Origin of the sequence: Anditalea andensis, assembly GCF_000714815.1 — a bacterium.
In the GTDB taxonomy this organism is placed as follows: Bacteria; Bacteroidota; Bacteroidia; order Cytophagales; family Cyclobacteriaceae; genus Anditalea; species Anditalea andensis.
This window is the reverse complement of record NZ_JMIH01000039.1, coordinates 16,153-37,572: the sequence shown is the minus strand read 5'-3', so window position 1 is coordinate 37,572 and position 21,420 is coordinate 16,153. Positions and strand designations below refer to the sequence as shown.

General features: G+C 36.3%; 22 protein-coding genes. 9 read left to right on the top strand and 13 right to left on the bottom strand.

The window, feature by feature from the left end:
• The first annotated feature begins 1 nt into the window (after position 1).
• Together EL17_RS21410 and EL17_RS21405 are read left to right on the top strand one after the other, a co-directional pair.
• Positions 2–889 (top strand): YitT family protein, encoded by an 888-nt coding sequence (locus tag EL17_RS21410; protein WP_035079385.1) that lies wholly within the window; start codon positions 2–4, stop codon positions 887–889.
• 1 nt (position 890) lies between these two features.
• The gene (locus EL17_RS21405) at positions 891–1,484 is read left to right on the top strand and encodes an HD domain-containing protein (RefSeq protein ID WP_035079382.1); all 594 of its coding nucleotides are present in this window, start codon (positions 891–893) and stop codon (positions 1,482–1,484) included.
• A gap of 272 nt (positions 1,485–1,756) precedes the next feature.
• On the opposite strand, the gene EL17_RS21400 is transcribed toward EL17_RS21405, so the two are convergent.
• Positions 1,757–2,743, bottom strand: coding sequence for a hypothetical protein (locus tag EL17_RS21400; RefSeq protein WP_035079378.1), 987 nt, complete (start codon positions 2,741–2,743; stop codon positions 1,757–1,759).
• 631 nt (positions 2,744–3,374) lie between these two features.
• On the opposite strand from EL17_RS21400, the gene EL17_RS21395 reads away from it, so the two are divergent.
• The 7 genes from EL17_RS21395 to EL17_RS21365 all read left to right on the top strand — a co-directional run bounded on the left by EL17_RS21395 (position 3,375) and on the right by EL17_RS21365 (position 8,784).
• Positions 3,375–4,412 (top strand): PDDEXK nuclease domain-containing protein, encoded by a 1,038-nt coding sequence (locus EL17_RS21395; RefSeq protein ID WP_035079376.1) that lies wholly within the window; start codon positions 3,375–3,377, stop codon positions 4,410–4,412.
• A gap of 397 nt (positions 4,413–4,809) precedes the next feature.
• Positions 4,810–5,556, top strand: coding sequence for a hypothetical protein (locus EL17_RS21390; RefSeq protein WP_164675210.1), 747 nt, complete (start codon positions 4,810–4,812; stop codon positions 5,554–5,556).
• A gap of 110 nt (positions 5,557–5,666) precedes the next feature.
• Entirely contained in the window at positions 5,667–6,248 is a 582-nt protein-coding gene (locus EL17_RS21385) for a hypothetical protein (RefSeq protein ID WP_084166318.1), read from the top strand.
• Between the two features lie 591 nt (positions 6,249–6,839).
• Positions 6,840–7,499, top strand: a complete 660-nt coding sequence (locus EL17_RS21375) for a porin family protein (RefSeq protein ID WP_035079364.1) — start codon at positions 6,840–6,842, stop codon at positions 7,497–7,499.
• A 54-nt stretch (positions 7,500–7,553) separates the two neighbouring features.
• Positions 7,554–7,760, top strand: a complete 207-nt coding sequence (locus EL17_RS24140; RefSeq protein WP_051720304.1) for a VapE domain-containing protein — start codon at positions 7,554–7,556, stop codon at positions 7,758–7,760.
• Between the two features lie 36 nt (positions 7,761–7,796).
• Complete coding sequence (locus EL17_RS24135) at positions 7,797–8,114, top strand: hypothetical protein (RefSeq protein ID WP_051720302.1); 318 nt, start codon at positions 7,797–7,799, stop codon at positions 8,112–8,114.
• Positions 8,115–8,328: 214 nt separating this feature from the next.
• The gene (locus EL17_RS21365) at positions 8,329–8,784 is read left to right on the top strand and encodes a hypothetical protein (protein WP_051720300.1); all 456 of its coding nucleotides are present in this window, start codon (positions 8,329–8,331) and stop codon (positions 8,782–8,784) included.
• Positions 8,785–9,938: 1,154 nt separating this feature from the next.
• Here the strand turns inward: EL17_RS21365 and EL17_RS21360 are convergent.
• The 12 genes from EL17_RS21360 to EL17_RS21305 form a co-directional block, all read right to left on the bottom strand.
• On the bottom strand, positions 9,939–10,217 hold the full coding sequence (locus EL17_RS21360; RefSeq protein ID WP_035079361.1) for a helix-turn-helix transcriptional regulator: 279 nt from the start codon (positions 10,215–10,217) through the stop codon (positions 9,939–9,941).
• A gap of 76 nt (positions 10,218–10,293) precedes the next feature.
• Positions 10,294–11,157 (bottom strand): hypothetical protein, encoded by an 864-nt coding sequence (locus tag EL17_RS21355; protein WP_035079358.1) that lies wholly within the window; start codon positions 11,155–11,157, stop codon positions 10,294–10,296.
• Entirely contained in the window at positions 11,154–12,299 is a 1,146-nt protein-coding gene (locus EL17_RS21350; protein ID WP_035079355.1) for a site-specific integrase, read from the bottom strand. Before EL17_RS21350 ends, EL17_RS21355 begins: the two co-directional genes overlap by 4 nt.
• Positions 12,300–12,489: 190 nt before the next feature.
• On the bottom strand, positions 12,490–13,872 hold the full coding sequence (mnmE, locus tag EL17_RS21345) for a tRNA uridine-5-carboxymethylaminomethyl(34) synthesis GTPase MnmE (RefSeq protein WP_035079352.1): 1,383 nt from the start codon (positions 13,870–13,872) through the stop codon (positions 12,490–12,492).
• A 2-nt stretch (positions 13,873–13,874) separates the two neighbouring features.
• Positions 13,875–14,327, bottom strand: a complete 453-nt coding sequence (locus EL17_RS21340; protein WP_035079349.1) for a thioredoxin family protein — start codon at positions 14,325–14,327, stop codon at positions 13,875–13,877.
• Positions 14,324–15,667: a serine hydrolase domain-containing protein gene (locus tag EL17_RS21335; RefSeq protein ID WP_035079346.1), complete on the bottom strand. Its 1,344-nt coding sequence runs from the start codon at positions 15,665–15,667 to the stop codon at positions 14,324–14,326. The genes EL17_RS21340 and EL17_RS21335 overlap by 4 nt, the downstream gene beginning before the upstream one ends.
• Entirely contained in the window at positions 15,664–16,539 is an 876-nt protein-coding gene (locus EL17_RS21330) for a metal ABC transporter permease (protein ID WP_084166310.1), read from the bottom strand. Before EL17_RS21330 ends, EL17_RS21335 begins: the two co-directional genes overlap by 4 nt.
• Positions 16,529–17,818: a metal ABC transporter permease gene (locus EL17_RS21325; protein WP_035079343.1), complete on the bottom strand. Its 1,290-nt coding sequence runs from the start codon at positions 17,816–17,818 to the stop codon at positions 16,529–16,531. Before EL17_RS21325 ends, EL17_RS21330 begins: the two co-directional genes overlap by 11 nt.
• A gap of 1 nt (position 17,819) precedes the next feature.
• Positions 17,820–18,608: a metal ABC transporter ATP-binding protein gene (locus EL17_RS21320; protein ID WP_035079340.1), complete on the bottom strand. Its 789-nt coding sequence runs from the start codon at positions 18,606–18,608 to the stop codon at positions 17,820–17,822.
• 1 nt (position 18,609) lies between these two features.
• Positions 18,610–19,524, bottom strand: coding sequence for a metal ABC transporter solute-binding protein, Zn/Mn family (locus tag EL17_RS21315; protein ID WP_035079579.1), 915 nt, complete (start codon positions 19,522–19,524; stop codon positions 18,610–18,612).
• Positions 19,524–20,189 carry a metal-dependent transcriptional regulator gene (locus tag EL17_RS21310; RefSeq protein ID WP_035079337.1) on the bottom strand — a complete coding sequence of 222 codons (666 nt, stop codon included), beginning with the start codon at positions 20,187–20,189 and terminating at the stop codon, positions 19,524–19,526. The genes EL17_RS21315 and EL17_RS21310 overlap by 1 nt, the downstream gene beginning before the upstream one ends.
• Positions 20,190–20,495: 306 nt before the next feature.
• Positions 20,496–21,392, bottom strand: coding sequence for a glycosyltransferase (locus tag EL17_RS21305; RefSeq protein ID WP_164675209.1), 897 nt, complete (start codon positions 21,390–21,392; stop codon positions 20,496–20,498).
• Positions 21,393–21,420: the final 28 nt, after the last annotated feature.

Below are 21,420 nucleotides of genomic sequence, written 5' to 3'. Positions count from 1 at the left end.
AATGAGCCAATTAAAAAAAGTTAACTGGAAGTCTGTTTTTTCACTTCAATCTATCATTTTTACTATTATAGGTGTTTCTTTTGCCGTGGTAGGGTTGCAGGGGTTTATGGTACCCAATAATTTCCTAGATGGGGGCATTACTGGTATTTCTATTTTGGTAAAAGGTTTTGCCGATGTCCACATCAGTGTTCTGTTGATAGTTTTTAATTTACCCTTCCTCATAATAGGTTACAGTAAAATTGGACAGACATTCAGCCTTAAAGCATTGATTGCTATTTTATTACTGGCTGCAGGGATGTATTTCATTGAAATACCCATATTTACTACCGATAAGGTTTTGATAGCAGTATTCGGCGGGTTTTTTATAGGGATGGGAATTGGCTTTGTAATCAGGGGAGGAGGAGTAATAGACGGACTGGAAATTATAGGATATTATACCAAAAAAAAATCGGGTTTCACCGCAGGAGAGATCATTTTATTTTTAAATACTATTATCATTTTGGGAGCTGCTTTTAAATTTGGTATTGAAACAGCCATGTATTCCATTTTAGTATATTTCACGGCTATGAAAACGTCTGATTATGTGGTGGATGGATTTGAGGAGTATACTGCCCTTACTATTATTTCAAAAGAACATGATCTTATTAAAGATTTAATAGTGAATAATTTTGGGAAGGCTATATCTGTCTATAAGGGGGAAAGGGGATATTTACCGGAAAATTTCCACCTTAAATATGAGTGTGATATCATCATGACTATTGTTACCCGATTAGAAATACATAGGATAAAAGAGGCTGTCAATGAAATTGATGCTAATGCGTTTTTCTATATTCAAAGCATAAAGGAAGTAAAAGGGGGCGTGATAAAAAGAAAAATAGGTCACGAATAAGATGGAAGCTTTTGATTCAATATTTCCCCGGTGTATAGCTAGATTGGAAGAAAATTTACCTTCTTATCTGTACTATCATAATGTAGCCCATACGCTTCATGTACTAAATAAAAGTATTGTTTTTGCGCATCAACAGGATGTGCTGCCTGCTGAATTGGAAGTGCTTAAATTAGCAGCCTTATATCATGACACCGGATTTATGGTCCAAAGATTTGAACATGAGCAGATCAGCTGTGAATTGGCAAGAAGGGATCTAAAGGAATTAGGATATGAAACCAATGTGATAGATTCAATATGCGGGATCATCATGGCTACAAAAATACCCCAACAACCACAATCAAATTTAGAGAAAATATTGGCTGATGCAGACCTGGAATATTTGGGAACTACAGATTATGATATGAGAAGTGAATGCCTTTTTAAAGAAATGAAACATTTTGATACATCCATAAAAATGAATGATTGGATCAAATTTCAGATTGACTTTTTGGAAAAGCACTCCTTCCATACCGAATTTTGCATCAATGTATTAGAGCCTATAAAACAATTAAACCTGAACAAGCTAAAAGAAAAGGCAATTAGTAAATACATTTAAACCATATAGAAATCTATACTTTTTAGCATCCCTATAAATGAAAACCTTTGGGTTCAAAAATAGCACTTAACAGCATGTCTGATATATGATTTATTAAGGTTAAAGTCACTTTAATTTGTGTTATGTCTTTGGCAGATAAATCGGTTTGGGAAGGAGATTTAACATCTAATGATCGTCCGCCGACTTTTCTGTTACTTCAATTTTTGATTCATATTTCATTCACCACTTTATTTCCTAAGTAGCCAAAAGATGAAGGGTGATAAATGTATCCATTAAACTTTACCTATATTTTCACTTAGTGATAGTTTCATTACGGAATTTTTAAACTCCTCTACCACTTCATTTATTTGACCTACAGCGTGTTCGGTCTTGTGATGCCCATAGAATAAGGAAAGAAAATAGAATAATACTACCAAATAAAAAGAGTCAAAATGTATATCCAATTTCAGCTTTTCATGATAATCAGCTATTTCAACTTTATATTTTTCCACGAAGGATTCGCTATTCAGTATGTAATTCGAGAGCAATAGCCTGCCAAAGTCAACGCCCAAATTATAAAATCCAGAATTGTCCCAATCTATAATAACATTATTTAGATAAACATTTTCTTCACCCAAGTCTAAATGCTGAAAGTAAACTGGGAAAGATTGCGCCAGTTTTTCTATCGTTTTAAATTCCTCTATAAACAAGTCTGGTCTAGGATTATAAATTTTAGTACCTATACTGGAGTTAATGCTCGGGTTTAATTGTAGGAATGCTTCATCTGCATGAATACCTTGACTAAGTTCAAGGGTTTTTGCTTTTAATACCTCATATGCACTCTCAATGGGTAATTTATATAGATCCCAATATTCATATAATAATACAGTTAAATTTTCCCCACTATAAGTACTGATTAATCTCGGACTCCTGATATTTAAATTATTTAAGAGTAAACCTTTATTTTTATCGAAGAATAAGGCAGCTTTTAAATTATGGGAGGTGTTAAAAAAAATTTTCTCAAAGACTTTAGTTTTGTTATCTTTTAGAACCCTGTATGGTTTTAAAGTGCCTAATCCTTTACCCTGATCCAAAAATCGTTTGCTCGTCATTGTATCCACATATGTCCATTTGAGTGAGGGGTCAAATTTTCTAACGAGTAATTCAAATACTTTCTGATTTTTAAGTGGTGCAATTAAGTCTATTAATTGTTTAAACTCTCTGCCTCTCAAATCTTTACCCAATAATAGTTTAATAAAAATCTTTATATTTTCTGACATAAATAAAATGATGGATACTTTTAATGAGTAAATATATGACTGTATTTATTAATAATACAACATCTCATTAATGTAAAATGTAGGATATGGGATAGCACAGGATTATTTCCCGATGCAGTAAGTGATAACTATTTGATAATCAATATATTTATGGGTATGTAGTTGTACACGGGTTGTACATTGTGAAATAATAATAAATAATCAATGTATTAGTAATTTCACTTAATATCTCCTGTTATCTCCCCTTGAATTTTGAAAAGGCCTATTGGGGATGATTGATCATTTCAGGTACTTTGTATTTCAGTTCACCTACTTTAATCATAGTTGACAAGTATTGCCTTTTACAAAAATACTCACTTTTATGAATATACCCTGCATTTCCTTTCCATAGAATCGCTGAATTATGAACTAAGTATGACTGTAGCCTGATCAATCTAAATAGGGTTCTATTAAATGAATGGAGATATGTTGGTGGATCTCGGTTAATAGTTACATATGGTCAACTTAGCCGCTAAACTTTCATTCTAAAAAATTTATTTAAACAATAATATTCACTTAACTTTCTTAAATATAGAAGTTCTAAATTATAATATAAATAAAAAGGCTTTAGTACAGATAAAATAAATACATCATGAAGAGCCCGAAAATGGATCAAGGTAAACTTTTTTATGATATCAGCGCACTTGTTGAAAATATCCGAAATGCCGTGGCATCAGTTGTTAACAGCAACATTACCTTGATGTATTGGCAGATCGGAGAAAGAATAAACAAAGAACTCTTAGATGGAGAGCGTGCAGCTTACGGAAAGCAAATTGTGTCGCAGCTGGCGACGCAATTACAGGAACGCTTTGGTAAGCGAGGTTTTCAGGAACGCAATATCAGAAGGATGATGCAATTCGCTGAGCTATTCCCAGATTTTAAAATTGTGTCGCAGGTTGCGACACAATTAAGTTGGTCTCATTTTTTAGAACTATTATCAGTTAAAAAAGAACTACAAAGAGAGTTCTATCTTACCATGTCCATCAATGAAAAGTGGGGACGAAATACCTTGCGAGCTAAAATAGATGGAATGCTTTACGAGCGGACATTAATTAGTGGTAAACCGGATAAAATCATCAAAACTGAATTGGTAAAATTAAAAACTGGTGAACCCATCTCTGCTGATCTTGTTTTCAAAAGTCCGTATTTTTTAGATTTTGCTGGACTTAAAGGAATGTACAGTGAAAAGAGCCTTGAGGACAGCCTAATAGCATCTCTAGAAGAGTTCATAATGGAATTAGGTGTTGGATTTACATTCGTGGAGCGACAAAAAAGAATGATCATAGATGGAGAAGATTTTTATTTAGATCTTCTTTTTTATAATAGAAAACTCAGAAGACTTATTGCTATAGAATTAAAACTGGGAAAATTCAAAGCAGCCTATAAAGGTCAAATGGAACTTTACCTCCGATGGTTGGAAAAGAATGAAAAACAGAAAGGCGAAGAAAGCCCAATGGGATTAATTTTATGCGCAGAAGGTGGTAAAGAACAAATTGAATTGCTTCAATTGGAACAATCGGGAATAAAAGTAGCCGAGTACCTAACTGAATTACCCGATAAGCAATTGCTGAAAGAAAAACTTCATTCGGAAATAAAAAAAAGAAATGAACGCTTAGAAGAAATTGAATGAACAAATTAGAAAACAATATCAAAAGTTTACTAGATGGTTTCAAAGCTTAAATAGATGCAACCTCAATTTAATACTTATGGATAAGATGATACAGGCTACTAACAAAAAATGAATTATTTTAATATTTTAATAATATATTTGTATTGTTTAGTTAGTGTGAATGATATTTAGTAATTGTGGTTTTAAAGAAGCAAATTAAACAGAAGGAGATTAAAGTCAAAGTTGCTCTCTCACCACCGTAAGTAGTTGATCTAGTAAATGATACATTTTTAAAGAAAGTAGGAGATTGACACAATTAATTAGTATTATATATTTCAATACTATACAGTTGGACTAGTCAATGATGGAATTCAAATTATTAATATTATAAAATAGATAGAAATTAACTTATTAAATTATGAAGTATCCCTTTGTTTTGATCTTCTTCTTTATGGCAATTACACTGTCATACGCCCAAAGTAAAATTTCGGTTGGAATCCAGGGAGGTAGATCCAGTCTGGTACCCGAAACAGTTGAGGTACCCAACCAATTGACCACCTTCAAAGCAAGAGGGGCAGGAGGAGTTAACATGTTGATTTACGGGCGGTATAACTTCCAACCCAATTGGAGTATGAGAGTAGGTGGTGGTATAATAGGATATCGTTCTGCGCATATCCATACTAGGGGCATTACCACCCGTACAGGCTTTCAGGGCGTGCAGCCCCAAGTAATGACCAGTCTGGATTACCACCTGTCATTTGGTGAAAGTAATTTTGGAGTCATATTTTCAGCAGGTCTGAATGCCAGCAGAGCACACCAGTATAACAACAGAACTGTTTCAAGCGAGGAAGGCCACCCCTTAACAGCAATAAGAATCCTTAATGAAGATGGGCAAATGATTAACGGAGGTGTGTTGGGCCATGATGTTGATTATATATACTCAGAGCAAAAAGTTCTCCTACATTTGCGTCCCGAAGTAACCTTATTCAAACAGATGGGAAGACATAAACTATTAGCTTCATTTGTTTATGGATACGCATTTAAAGATCCTATCTTAACGATAGATTTTAATTCCATTTCCTATCAGGGGGAATACCATGCTGCAAAACACAGGTTTAGCGGTTCATTTACGTCATTGCAGTTGGGATATGAATTGAGCTTCTGATTATTATGACTCTAGTTTTAGGGTAGACCTCTGATGATTTATCATCGCGTTACTCCCAATTTTATAAGATGCGTTCACATTTAATCTTTATGAATTTTAATATAAAAATTATGAAATCAAAAAGAATAATAAGCTTGTTGGCTTTGATGATATACGTTTCTTCCTGTGATTTACTTTCCTTTAATACACCCCCAGAGTCTGTTGGATATAATTTATACTTGAGCTTTCAGGATGTTTCAGGAAATGATTTGGTAAAAGGAATTGAATTAAATGGCTCTTCAGGCGCTGTGAAAGACTCTTTATATATATTGGATATTATTATTTCAGAACCATGTCAGAATTGGGATAATACTATTTACAATGCTCCTGCCAGACCAGGCTTTATACCAGATGTTAATCTTCCACAATTAGGAATGGTAAGCTATAATGGTTATAGTCATTTGACAAATCATTTTGGATTATCTTTAAAAAATTGTGGTGAACAGAAGAAACTCACTTACAAGCTGAAATGTCCTTATTTATTTGGCGATGATGCGATACATGAATTTATTACCTATTGGGAAATTCCAAAGGATAAATTAAATCATGGTGCTAAATGTTACCGTATAGAGTTTGAAGGCAATGAGATAACCCCAACCCCTATGGTTAATTACGAAAATACGACTTTTACAGCCGCTATAATCCTAGAATAAAACTAACTGTGGTTTTTGGCGATGATAAAGAATTTAAAGTTTCCCAAAGGCAATTCTATAAATTGTTAAATATGAACTTAAAGGATTTTCAAAGAACAAAAAGCCTAGCAGGGTATAAACATTTACTAGCTAAATATTATTTCCTATGGTCTCAAAAAAAGATGATAAGGATTAAATTTGACCAGACTATATTACATAATTGGCAATAACAACTGGTCCGCTATTGAATGGACCTTAATTTTGAAATAATATTAACTAAAATTAAGGCCTATAGACATAAGCATTGATGGGCTTTTTATTTTATTACTATAAATTATTCTTCAAAAACAATAATAATTTATTCGTCTCTTTTTATAACAGTTAGAAGAATGTCTTTTCATCAGTTTGATCTAAATAAATTCATTCAAATTCGATAGACAATGTGGGTCTACAAAAGTTAAATAGTAATTATTGTATTTAATGCTAATATGTGTTTTAGCTTAGAATCTTCAGTCAATTATAGCTATTATGTTCCTGTTCTTACGAAAAGGCACTGTATTTATGTATCTCAAACCATAAAATTAAATATTGAAAATTAATTCATTTACAAATATGAAACAGTTTGTCGTCATCATCTTAACATTGGCAACATTTCAAGTTACTGCACAGGACCAAATAATGGGAGTTATAGGTGGAGCAAGTTGGACCAATATTACTTCCGGTAAATTTGATAATCAAACTAAGCAGAGACAAGGCTTTTCCGGTGGCTTAACTTACGAGTATTTCCTGAACCCCGGTTTTTCGCTCGGGACTGATTTAATATACAACCAGAGAGGGTTTCAATTAGATATGGAAATTCCGAACGGGCAAATGGCATCTTCAGAATTTAATTATGATTATATATCACTTCCTGTCAAAGCAGGTTTTTATGATAGGCAAAACAAGTTTTTTAGTTTTTTAAAAGCGGGGCTCGTACCATCACTGCTTATCAATGCTAAAACAGTGACTCCCCGTTTTGATGATAATGCAGCAATAATAGGGACTGAATTTTTTGATGTAAAAAATAATGTGTCAAAATTTGACTTAGGTGGACTTGCCGAAATAGGAACGGGCTATAGATTTATAGAGAAGATTTCCTTATCTGCATCTTTTATTTATCAGCACAGTATTACATCAATCACAAACGCGGAATATTTTTCGGACAGTAAAATTAAACATAACGGAATGACCCTACAATTAAGCCTTAGATGGAGTATTATAAATGAATTATAAAACAATTTTTAGATGATCTGACTTAATGGACTGTAAATAAATGCTCAAAAAACCTTGAAGAGTAAATCTTATATCAAGGTTAGGCATCCATATGATAAAAAGCCTAAGATGGAACCAAGACGGGCTTCCATCTGGGGATCCACCAACAAAGCTGAATTTCTTTCAGATGTCACCGGTAGTGTTAGGTGGCTCTGCTTTACTGTAATCGATATAGACTGGTCCTATAAAACAGTTATAGATATTGATATGGTTTGGTCCTAGGCCTACCAGCTTTATAAGTCAGATTTCAAATATGAGATGACCGCCCAGGAAATTTTGGAAAATGAAACATCCAACCACCAATTCAAAACCCTTACAGCTGAAGTGGAGCTGGTCCAAAAATATCTGTTACCGGGCACCAAGGATGAACATGACCAATTTTTTACCGCCACTGATATCTGTCAGTACTTAGCGGCCAATGGCAATGCCAATTTAAGGTTAAGCTCAATAGAGGTGAGTAAGGCCATGAAGACACTTGGTCATATCCAAAGCCAAAAAAGAAGAAACCCCAATCAGGCATTTCCTGAAAAAGGCTACTATATCAAGCTGAATTATCTTACTACTTACTACAAGTAGGTTTAAGTGATTGAAAAATAAGTAATTAAGGTCTAGTAAGATTCAAATTTAACTTACTACAACCTACTACAAATCCTAACCTTGTAGTAGGATGAAAAATACAAATGATTGGATGCAAGTGTCTGATAATCAAATATAAAAATCAAATATGTAGTAAGTAGTAGGTGTAGTAGGAGGAAATTTAAAATATCTAAACCATTAAACATAAATCGCCATGAAAGCCAAAGAAGCCACCAAAGTAAGCATCAATTCCTATCTTTTAAGCATAGGAATAAAGCCAGCCAGAATTGTCAGAGGATATCTCTTTTACCTTTCCCCTTATAGAATAGAAAATACCCCATCATTTAAAGTTTGCAATAATAAGAACCTATGGGTTGACTATGGTGACAGCAAAGGGGGGACATTAATCGACCTGGTCTTAAAGCATAATCCGAATTGTGGTGTATCCGAAGCCATTGCGGAAATTGCAAGAATTAGTGGTGAGATAATTCCTTACCACCAACATTTAATCAAAACATCAGAAAGATCCGGCGATGATGAAGAAAGGAGAGTTCAAATTCATAGCATTAAGGAACTTGGAAACAACCTGGCATTGACCGCCTATTTACATTCTAGAGGAATAGTACTTGATACAGTTAAAAAATTCTGTAAAGAGTCTACTACAGCATAGACGACAAAAGGTATTTTGGCATTGGCAATGAACACTCCAACGATTGGGATATCTGCAACAAATACTGGAAAAGTTGTTCAGGCCAGGGCTTTTTTATTTCGGAAATAATAGAAATAAGCTCTGCCTTTTTGAAGGAATTTTTGATCTGCCTAACTATTTATAGTTGAACAAAACCAATGGGTCCGAAGAGGATTATAAGGTACTTAATTCCCTGGCCAATTTAAAAAAAACACTTCCGGTAATGAAAAGTAAGATCAGGTGGATCTTTATCTAGATAGAGATGTGGCAGCATTAAAACAGCTAATGATATGATAAATCCCTTAAAGATAAAGTAGTACCCTATGTGTGCGCGGTCCTTGCAAGTTGTGTCTTTGTCTGACAAAATCCTTTGGGATTTAGACAGCCAAAAACTTACTTGCCTAATGATTCTACATTTTCCGAAAAGGAAAATATAAAATCATTAGGATGAAAAAACCTCGCAACTCGGTCTTTTAAAAAGGAGATAAGTGAAAAAAATAGTAAGGTTTATAAAAGAACAAGGCGTTCTTTTATTCGATACTTATCCCAGTTGCAATGATCAGGTTGAAAAAGGACTCTAAAAGTAATAAAAGCTCATCGGGGGCTTTTCGTTTTGGTTTTGTTATTGCAAAAGAGTACGTCTTGTAGGTACTCTTACGGAGTTTTACAATATATATATGTATAGCTATATATGGACTTACTTGTATAGCCGTTTCTCATGTACACTAGTGTTTACTCTTCAATCAATACATCTAAAATATTGCTTTAATAAATTATAAATTTTTGGACTATTGATTACAATTAGCTTGGTGAGCCTGGAACATTAATGACTTAATCAATAAATTTAGCCTCCATTCTAACGATTGTTTGACCATAGAAAGTGTTTTTCGGGTTCTCGGAGTAATTATTATTTTCTCCCGATAATGTCAAAAAAAAATTGCTCTGGATAAGAATACATTAGGATTGGGGAAAAACTTCCTGTTCAAAGAATTGATCTATTGAAAAATGTTAAGAACGCTTCTAAATCGAAGATTCAGAAGCGTTTGTTGTCCAAATGCAGCTGAGACCATTCCTTGTGTCGACGCATTGGAAGCTGAATCCAACAATAAATAAGGTCAAATCTGAAAAGATTCACTCTATTTTCTTCTTGTATAATGGAATGCTTCTCTTTTTATCTCGTCTACAGACTTACTAGGGTTTTGTAATAACCAGGCATCGATTTTTTTACATTCAAAGAAGAGACTTCCACCATTCGGCTTAGAGTAGGGGATTTTCGATTGATTTACGAGCTTGTAGATGTAAGAAATCTTAAATCCCGTATAATCACTTAATTCCTCAGTATTTAGGATATCCTTAAGGCCAAAAATGAATTTTTCAATTCGGTTGAGTTTGTGCAGAATTAATTCGTTTTCCATTGCTATCTTTTCGTTTGATGTGATGTAGCAAAGGAAAAAAATGTTCAAAAAAGGAATGGGTAACTATTTAAAAATCTTAATGTTTTTGTCGAAAATCTAAACCTATTTGTGAAAAAATGATGTCTATCATGTCCATTTTTTCAGATCTGCCTTTAGTTTCTTCCATGGTTTTTTTTTCGATATACAATGATGAAGGATTAATTTCCGCTCCGTTTCGGGTGAAAATTTGTGCCCATTTCGGATTAGTCATTCCATTGATTTTTGTCTCCATTTTACGGAAGAAATAAATAATATCTGAATTGATCATTTTTAAATCAAAGGGGGGTATATCTGGTAATTTTTCTTTTTGGAAAATTTCTGTAAACAAATTTATATGTTGTTTTTGTAAATAGTGATCTTCATATTCCATGAGTTCATATTCAATCATGCCTTTAAAAATCTTCCTTAACTGTACTACAGAATAATGACATTTAAAAGTAGCTTTTTTGCTTTGAATCCTCTTCTTGATTTGGGGAATAAACTTCTCTGAAAATACAGGTTGCCATGTGAAATGACAGGTATAGGACGCAATACTGAACAGCACAATAAGTGGTGATATTATTATCATCTCAATCCAGAGCTCATATTTAGGCGTATGGATTATAAACAAAATCATAGCTATGATCATTAAAGGCCAAAAAATAGAGTAAATTAAAATACGAGGTTTGTCAATATGTTTATTAAAATCATTAGATTTTTGGTTGAACATATAGTTGGCATAGATGAGAGCAAAGTGTTTATAAAATTTCCATGATATGAATAAAAAATAGCACATTATTGCAACTAAAGTAACCCATTTAAATAATTGAAAATCAAAGGATAGGCCTAAAGCTGAATAACCCATTATTAGGGCTATGAATAGGAAAATTTTTAAGGAAATTATTAACTTTGAACCTTTCATATTTTTCTGATTTCCAATGCCAGTTCTGGAATTAATTGAGCAGATTCTCGCATTTTTTGATCCACAATTTTAGCATATATTGCTGTGGTTTTAATTTCTTTATGGCCAAGCCTTTTCTGAACTGTGTACAGATCTGCACCATTTTCCAAAAGTAAAACAGCATTGGTATGTCTGGCACTATGGAAAGTGATATGCTTAAAAACTCCGGCTCGATTGCACCATCTAACTATTTCATTATTATATACTGCACTATATTTTAAACCTATGAACACTCGATCTTGGGGAGATTTCCTAACACCTAGAAGATTCCTGGCTTGCTTTGAAATATATAGGTACTCTACTCCATCAGTTTTTTCCTGCCGAAAATTTAGTTTATGTAAATTTTCGCCTTCATCTCTTATTTCTGACCAGACAAGCGTATTGATATCAGACCATCTTAAGCCTACCAAGCAGGAAAATATGAAAGCTTTCTTCAAAACTTCATATTTACATGCTGTATTGACTAAAGCTTGTAGTTCATTAAAAGTCAGGTATTCTCTTTGACTTTCTCCCTGTTCGAAAGCTTTTACTTTAACAGCATAATTAATGGAGAGATATCCATCATCAAATGCACTTCTAAGACATGCCTTGAACTTATTAAAATAAGAATACTTTGAGTTTTGGGAAAGGGGTAGGTTACTTTTTGTTCGCGCTTCAACTTCAAAATAGTGTTTGATTCTCTTTACAAAGTTTTCGTCAACTTCATCGAATAGGTAATTTGGGCTTATACAATTTTTAAGATGTGAATAGGTTGATTGCCAAACTCCATAGTTCTTAACTGAGTTAGATTTTTCTTCCATTTTTTCAGCAAAAAAGTTTAAGAACTGTCTCTTGGACTTATTCAGGTTTTTAAATTCAAATTTACCTTGAATGTAATTACTTTGTCTTATGGAAAGGATATCCTCAGCAAGTTTCCGGTTCTCTTTATTCTCTTTTCTTTCTACAGCATCTTTCGGATTCTGGTGAAGGTAAATCTTCAGAAACTCGAAATCTCGGATATGGCTACGCTTCCCATTCAAATCGCTAGTAGATCCTTTATAATATTCAATATAAAGGCTAATCATACCGTTCGATAGCTTTTTCTCTTTTAATGTTATATTCATCTCTCATTCTTAAGTTGTACACTTGTACAACTTTTTATATAGGAGTTGTACACTTGTACAACTTTTTATATAGGAGTTGTACAGGAGTTGTAACAAATGTACTATTAAACTCAATTAAAGAAAAATAAAAATTATGTAAATAATTGACAGTCAAAAGAAATACAACCAAGTATATTAAAAGAAAAAAGATTTATTTCCCGATACAAAACTTACTGAAAATATTCGCAAGTAAATCATCAGTAGTAATCTCCCCCGTGATTTCTCCCAAATAATGGAGAGATCTCCTAATATCCATGGCCAAAAAGTCATTGGTAATCTGTATGTCCAGTCCATTCAGCACATCCAGCAATGACTGACGGGTTTTGACAAGTGAGTCGTAATGACGAATGTTGGTCACTATCGTATTTCCTGTTCGGAACTTGTCCAAATTGACGAGTTCGAGTATCCTGTCTTTTAAGGCATCCAGGTTTTCTTTTTCGCCGGCAGAGATAAAAATAGTATCCGGATGTTTATGTTTTAAGTCACTGATGAGTTGTGGATTATGCCTGTCTATTTTATTTCCAACTTTAAGGAATGGAACGCCTAAATTTTCCAATTTATTTACATCCCGGCTGATTTCGACCATATCGGTGTCAGTGAGGTCAAAAAGATAGAGGATCAGACTGGCAGTTTTCATTTTTTCCTGGGTCCGGCTGACACCCATGGCCTCTATCACGTCAGTAGTTTCTCTCAATCCCGCCGTATCGATAAACCTGAAAATGATCCCGCCGATATTAATCTCATCTTCAATAAAATCACGGGTGGTCCCGGCGATTTCTGAAACGATTGCTTTTTCTTCGTTCAAAAGGGCATTTAAAAGCGTGGATTTTCCTGCGTTTGGCTTGCCCGCAATCACTGTCGGAACACCGTTTTTTATGACATTACCAAGGTCAAAACTTCCGATCAATACTTCTACCACACGCAGTAATTTCTCTACCAAATCACGCAGATCATCCCGGCTGGCAAACTCTACATCTTCTTCCCCAAAATCAAGCTCTAATTCAATCATAGAAGCGAAGTGTATTAGTTTGCTTCTCAACTGTTGTATTTCTCCACTAAAACCACCTCTCATCTGGTTCATTGCGGCCTGGTGAGAGGTCTCGGAATCAGAGTGGATCAAATCAGCTACTGCCTCAGCTTGAGCCAAATCGAACTGACCATTGAGAAATGCCCGCTGGGTGAATTCACCGGGTTTGGCCGGTCGGGCTCCCTTGCGGATGAAGAGCTTGATGACCTGGTTGACTATGTACGAGGAGCCGTGCGTGGAGATCTCAACAACATTTTCTTTGGTGAAACTTTTGGGCGCAACAAAAAGAGAAACCAGTACTTCATCGATGATTTTTTCGCCGTCTCGGATGGTACCGAAGTGGATGGTATGGGAAGCCTGCTTGGTGAGGTCTTTGCCTTTAAAGACTTCATTGGTCAAACTAATAGCATCCGGTCCTGATAATCTAATGACAGCTATGGCCCCTACGCCCTGCGGAGTCGCTAAGGCTATAATGGTATCACTTTTTTCACTTATAGAAAAGCTCATCTTTAGGGGTTAAATTGTTTTAGTACGGCCTGAAGGGTCTGTATAAATGGCTCAGCTTCTCGGTACCCGGGCATCTGCGTAATGTTTTCCATCGCTGCGTCCATAATTATAAAGTTAGGGTAGGAGCTCACCCTCATAGCCCTTGCCATAGACTGTTCAGTGTACTCTTGGCCTTTGAAGGTAAAGGTGTGCTTGCTGTTTTCAGCATTCATTTTTACTGGATAAAAAGTATTATTAATATATTCCACCACAGCAGGATCAGTAAAAGTTCCTTTGTCCATTTTTTTACACCAACCGCACCAATCCGTGTACACATCTACGATGATCATTTTGGGGTTTTTTTCGGTTAGATTTGCTGCTTCCTCAAAGGTAAGCCAATTGATCTTCTCTGACTGTTGGGCTTGGGCAGTCCAGCTGCAGATTACTATGATTAAAATCAATACTAAATTCCTCATTCCTTTATAGCTTTTTGTTGAAACCCAGTTTGCTCAAAGATTAGGTGGGTGACTTCATCATTTTCCGTTACAAACCTGATTTTACCTTCCGTTCCTTTTATTTTATAGATAAGAGGCCCTTCTTTTACCAAAGTCGTAGCAGGCTGACTAGCTGTTCTAGCTTTTAAATCTGAACCTTCTTTAAATACCGTTATCTTTAACTTTGGATTAAAGGCATAAGTTCCGGTGATGACTGCGTTTGATGCTGTCGGTTTCGGCTTTTCGGCTTCTATAGGTGTAGACATCGGGGCGGGTAAAGGGGAGGCTCCAAAGTAAGCTTCTCCTATTTCATTTAATTTATCTTGATAACTTGCATCGGTTCTGTTCATCAAGATCACTAAAGTTACCTTATCATTTAGAAAATAAAGGAGACTTGACTCAAATCCGTTTATATTTCCATCATAGCCTAAAGTTTTTTTTCCCAATACATTCATTTCTGATAAACCCATACCACTATTGTCATTGGATCTATCTGCCTGCATCAAGCTTAGAGACTGTTTGTTGAGTAGCTTTTCATTCCACATTAGCAGAAAAAAATTTGCTAGATCTGTTGCATTGCTGTTTATCCCAGAAGCTCCAGCTGTAAATAATGGGTGGGTGGCAGGCTGAGGTCTCAGCTCTTTACCAATCAATAAATGCCCAGAGGATTTTGAACGTAATTTACTTGCATTGACCGTGGTTAAAAAAGTATTGTTCAGTGAATTAGGACTTGTTATTTTATCTTCAAGTAATGTTTGATAATCTTTATCATAAGTTTTTTCTAATATATAAGAAAGCACTAGGTAATTTGTATTCCTGAGCTGCTGCTTTTGACCGGGCAAAAATTCATGTTCAGAAACTTCTAAAGGGATAATCAATTTTTCTAAAGTTGTGCCAATGGCAGAATTTTGATAGGCAGGGAGGTAATCTGTATAGTCTGCCAAACCTGACCGGTGTTCTAATAAATGCCTGATAGTGATTAGATTACTGTTTGGTAGTTGAGGTAGAAGTGTATCTATGGTTGTGTCTAAAGTGAGCTTGTCTTCTTCTACAGCCTTCAGTACCAAAACCGCAGTAAATGCTTGAGATATGCCACCAATGGTAAAGGTTGATCCGTTATCATGAGGCATTTCCTTATCCACATTCCGGAAACCTATGTGCCGGTGCAAAACAGTTTCATCGTTTTTCATGATCAGGATTTCTCCCATGAATGTTTGATCTTCCTCCCAGCGGTCCAGCAGTAAGTTGACCTGTTCAGGCCCTTGGGCTAACAGAGGTATACAGAACAAAGAAGCTAGGGCAATACCTAATAGTTTTTTCATGCTTTGGAAAATATTATAATACGTTTAGCAAAATTAGAATAAATTATGGCAAACAACAGGAATATACCTGACACGCCTGCCATCGCGCCTGCAATGGATCCATTAATGTAATAAGCTACATAGTAGCCTATCAGAGAAGTGAATACTCCAATTATTAAAGTATATAGTATCATCCTTTTTAGATTTGAAGTAAGTAAATAAGCAGTGGCTGGCGGTACCACCAAAAGGGCCAATACTAAAATGGCACCTACGGCTTCAAAAGAACTGACGGTAGTATAGGATACCATCCCCATTAAACTCAGGTTTATAATGCCGGTAGAAATGCCTATAGAACTGGCAAATTCAGCATCAAAAGAAGTTATCTTTAATTCTTTAAATAGATACATTATGAAAAAGATGACCAAAATAACATTAATCAGCGCCACATACAAAACGCGTGGACCCATAATGGTGCCATTAGGCAAAATCCAAAGGTCAATCGGAATATAGGCTATTTCACCATATAAGACGCAATCCTGATCAAGGTCTATCTGGCCAGCAAATAGGGTAATCAATATGATGCCTATCGCAAAAAGCCATGTAAAAGTAACTCCAATAGAAGCGTCATGCTGAAGTTTGATCTTGGTGCTCAGATAGTCTATGATGAGTGTAGCGATTATGCCCAAAACACCTGCCCCTATGATCACTGCTATCCCTTCCCGCTGCTGAGAGAACAAGAAAGCCAAAACAATACCAGGTAGGACAGCATGAGATATGGCATCACCTATCATAGCCATCCTTCTCAGAATTAGAAATGTACCTAATAACCCACAAGAAATAGCTATAAGGGCACCGGTGATGATGATAAGGAAAGCATTATGGTCAAACGTCATGGTCTCGGGGTATAGTGGACTGATGAGGGTCTGTGGCAGGATAATCCAGTGAAGCTTCTAATTGAGCTTCTAAATCAGGCGTTAACAGGTGTTCCATTTTCTCTGCCATATCATGGACGTGATCCGGTGCCAAATTAAGGTATTTAGATAAATATACTTCCCATAGTCTGTGAAGCCGCACGATGCGCTTTGCTTCTGTAAAGCCGGAAGGGGTAAGGGTAATATAGTGCTCAGTGGCCGATAGGTGATCCTTATTGATAAGATGATTAATGTATTGCCTAGTGGTACTAGCTTTACCTTGAAACTGATTGATCAGTTCCCCCTGGGTCATGCCTTGTTGCTTTTTTTCCCAATGAAGAAAGAGTGTTTTGAGAATATGGTCCATATGAATTTTCTTCTGGTATTTCCTTTGAGAATACCACCTAGAAACCATTCCTTTCTTTTTGGCAAAGAAAAAAGATATAAATGCCAGAAAGGATATCACCATCACTACCCATGGTCCAGTCGGCATCTTTGGGATTACATAAGAAATGTAGGCGCCTGCCACACCCGAAAACAAGGCAAATGTCACCGCTAGGAGCAGCATGACATGCAGCTTATTGGTCCAGAAACGGGCTGCGGCGGCAGGTGTAATCAGTAGGGCTGCCATCAGTACCACGCCAATTGCCTGAATTCCAGTTACCACTGCCAGTACCAGAAGTGAATTGAATACGAACCTTAATATCCTAACCGGCATTCCTACACTTTCCGCAAAGTGCGCATTAAATATGATCAGTTTAAATTCTTTGTAAAATACAAGTAATATAATGATTACAAAAGAGGCTATAAAGCCATATACTATTAAATCTTCCCATACTATAGCTATGGCATTTCCAAAAAGGAAATGGTCCAGACCTGACAGGGCAGCATTGCCCGTTTGCTGTAACTGCGTGAGCAAAAGTATACCTACACCAAAAAAAATAGAAAGCACAGCGGCTATTACTGTATCCTCTTTTAACTTGGTCGTGGTACTAATATAAGATATACAATAAGTCGAGATGGCTCCGGTAGTAAAGGCGCCAAGTACTATCCAATATGGGTTTTTATTTCCGGCAAACATAAATGCCATGCACACCCCGGGTAGGACAGCATGGGATATGGCATCTCCGACCAGGGCTTTTTTATCCAAAAATGTAAATGTACCCACCATCGCAGCACTGATGGAAAGCAGGCTGATGCCAGCTACCACTAAGACAATGTTGGGGTCTTTAAATGAAAAAAAATAAATGAACTCTTCCATACTAATTTTTAAGCGGGTCAAATCCTTTTTGTTTAATTAAGTCTCCCACATCGGACAGCAGGGCCAGTTTGCCCCCGAAGGTTTTTTGAAGCAGTTCCTCGGTTAACACTTTATCCGTAGGACCAGAGGCAACCAAATGCAGGTTCAGCATGATGATCCAGTTAAAATACCGGGATGCTGAGTGAATGTCATGATGAACCACAATAACCGTCTTACCGTCTTTGGTCATTTTTTTCAGCAATTCTACAATGGTATTTTCTGTACTGATATCCACTCCGGCAAAAGGTTCATCCATAAAATAAATATCTGCTTCCTGTGCCAGAGCCCGTGCTATAAAGACCCTTTGCTGCTGTCCCCCTGAAAGTTCACTAATTTGTCGATCTTGAAAATTAGACATGTTTACTTTTTCCAGGCATTTAATGGCTAGTTCTTTTTCCTTTTTTCCGGGCCTTTTAAATAGACCCAATTTATGATAGGTGCCCATCATCACAATGTCCAGGGCGGAAGCTGGGAAATCCCAATCCACTGATTCCCGCTGTGGCACATAGCTGATTTTTTTTCTTACAGCGTTCATTTCACTATCAAAAATCCTTACATAGCCACTGTTTACATCCAGCAGCCCCATGATGGCTTTGATCAGAGATGATTTGCCGGCGCCATTAGGTCCGATGATTCCGGCCAATACACCATGTGGCAAACTGAAATCTATGTTCCATAAGATAGGGTTTTTACCATAGCTTACTGTGAGGTCATGAATTTCCAAAACAGGTTTAGTTACTTTTACGATCATGTCATCTCAGATTTTCAACTATCATTTCCATATTGTACCTTAACATTCGCAGGTATGTACCGGCCGGTCCATCTGGCTCTCCCAGGCTGTCGGTATAAAGCGGCCCTGCCAGTGTTACTTCATGCCCATTTCTCCTACAACCTTCTACCAGGGCTTTAACACCCCTAGGGGATATGCTCTGCTCAGAGAAAATGGCTTTGATCCTGTGTTCAGAAATATATTGAACCAGGCGGGTTACATCATTCAGGCCGGGCTCACTGAGTGTGGAAAGTCCCTGGAGGCCTTTCACCTCAAATCCATAAGCTTTACCAAAATATGCGAAAGCGTCATGTGCTGTAACCAAAATTCTCTTATCGGCAGGCAACCGGTTGATCTTTTCCTTTAATTCTACATCTAGCTGTTCCATTTGCTGTTCATATGCATTTAGATTATCAAGCAGGTATGCTTCCCATCCTGGATGAATATGGATCAACTTCTCAGCCAGTCCCCGCATTACTTCTTTCCAGGTCACAGGGTCAAACCACAGGTGGGGGTCTACACTATTTTCAAAAGCTTCGTCTTTTAGCAAAAGTTCAGGGGAGAGATAGCTTTCCACTGACAACACCTGGTTAGTCCTTGCAAATTTTTTCAACACTTCATTCATTTTTCCTTCCAGGTAAAAACCCTGATATATGACCAGATCCGCATCAAACAATTTATCCAGGTCTCTCTGTGAAGTTTTATATAAATGGGGATCCACTCCTATAGCCATTAAAGATTCCACCTCAGCGCTGTCTCTTACCAAAGCCTTGACAGCATCTGCTAGGATATTGGTAGTGGTGACGATCTGGTATTGATGATGGTTCCTGTCTTCTGCTTTTTTGCAGGAGGAAAGGATAAGTAATATCAGTAGGGCTACATATTTATGCGAGGCCATCATTGTTGCAATACCAGGATGTTAGCGGCCACGTCTTTTGACATAAAGAGTGTTTTTTTATTATCTACCAGAATTTCCAGAGAACCATCAAACTCTACTTTATCCAGTACTTTGATCCGGGCACCGATATAGGCTCCCACTTTATCCAGGTATCGAAGGAAGGCCGCGCTACTGTCTTTTACAGCTACTATCTGCCCGCCGTCATTGATGGCGAGTTCATTGAGCGGGAGCCGAGGTCTGGCCTTCACATCTCCATATTCATCAGGTATGGGATCTCCATGTGGATCAAATTTTGGATGGCCCAAATACTCATCTAATCGCTGTATGAGAATAGGACTTTTAATATGTTCCAATTCCTCGGCCACTTCATGTACCTCGTCCCATGCAAACCTCAACTTTTCTACCAGAAAAACTTCCCATAAACGATGTTTTCTGATAATCTGTAGGGCGTATTTTTTACCATTTTCAGTTACGTTGACACCATAATATTTTCTGTAATCGATCACCTCTTTTTCTGCCAGTTTTCTAAGCATATCACTTACTGAAGCAGGTTTGGTTTTCATCTCACTGGAAATGTCATTGGTAGATACTGTAGTCTTACCTTCTTGGGATAGGTGATAAACAGCTTTAAGGTAGTTTTCTTCTGCGGAGGTTAATCTGATCATGATCACAATATAGGATTGAAAGCACAAATATAGTAATTTAGACGGTACTAAAAAAATATTTCACTATTACCTAATCTGCGTGTGGATAACTCCTTTCGGTTTGTGAATAGGGTTTGTATGAAGGCTAAAATATTATTTAGATAAAGCTAAAATAATATGTATAAATCTGAATTACAATTATTTAATATTTGTAATCCTCGTTACAGCCTATAATTTGGATAGGTAAATTTCAATTAAAGGAGTTTCCTTTTATAGGTGATGAGTTTCCTTATGGGGCATGTGGTGGATAACTTTACTAGGATATCTCTATTGGATCAACTTATCCACAATTGCCTTCCATTGGGCTTTTTCATGTTCCCAAGTGAGCTCTTTGGTTGGGGGGGTATTATAAAGGGTAAGCGAAAGAAATGATTCAAATGCTTTAATGGCTGAATTTTTATTTGAAAAATCAATAGGCATACCACCTGGATATCGCTGGACCAAAGCATCCCAATAGAGATTTTGAGTATATAAAACAGGCTTTCCCAAAGCCAAAGCTTCATAAAGTTTAGTAGGTATTTTATACTTTATGGAGGATTTTTGAAGATAGGGCAGCAATACAATATCAGCACTTTTTAATACCCTTAAAATCTCTTGATGTGCTATAGGGGTAGATGATAAATGAAGCTTAAATGCATGATTTTTACTTCCGATTTTTTCAAGTTTATTTTTATAAGTATTAAGGGGGACATGACCTATAATAGTCAGTTTAGAACCAGGGTACCGATTTAATATTTCAGCGAACCAGTGCATCGCTTCGTGTGATCCATACGATGGAGTGAGCGTCCCACTTATGACAAAATGAAAGATTTTAACTTTATCAAGTCGGTATGGCTTTACTGGATTAATATTGCCAGAAAATTTGTTTTGTAAAACTGTGTGCTTACCTATAAATGGAAGCTCGTCTTTATAGCTTTCTTCTGCTAATAAAAAATGGTCTACATATGGGGCTGTTCTTTTTTCTATCAACTGGACGAGTTTTGCATAAGCGTACCCCATTCCAAAAGGGAGGGTATTATGATCGAGAATGTTAAGAGCATAGTTTTCCTGTACATCATAAATGAGTTTGAACCCCAATCGTTTTTTTGCCCACACTGCAGCGGGTAACAGTTCATATGTGGTCACTATGACCAGATCTGGAAAGCAATCCTGAAGTAAATTCATAAAACGCCAAGGAACCAAAAGTCTTTTT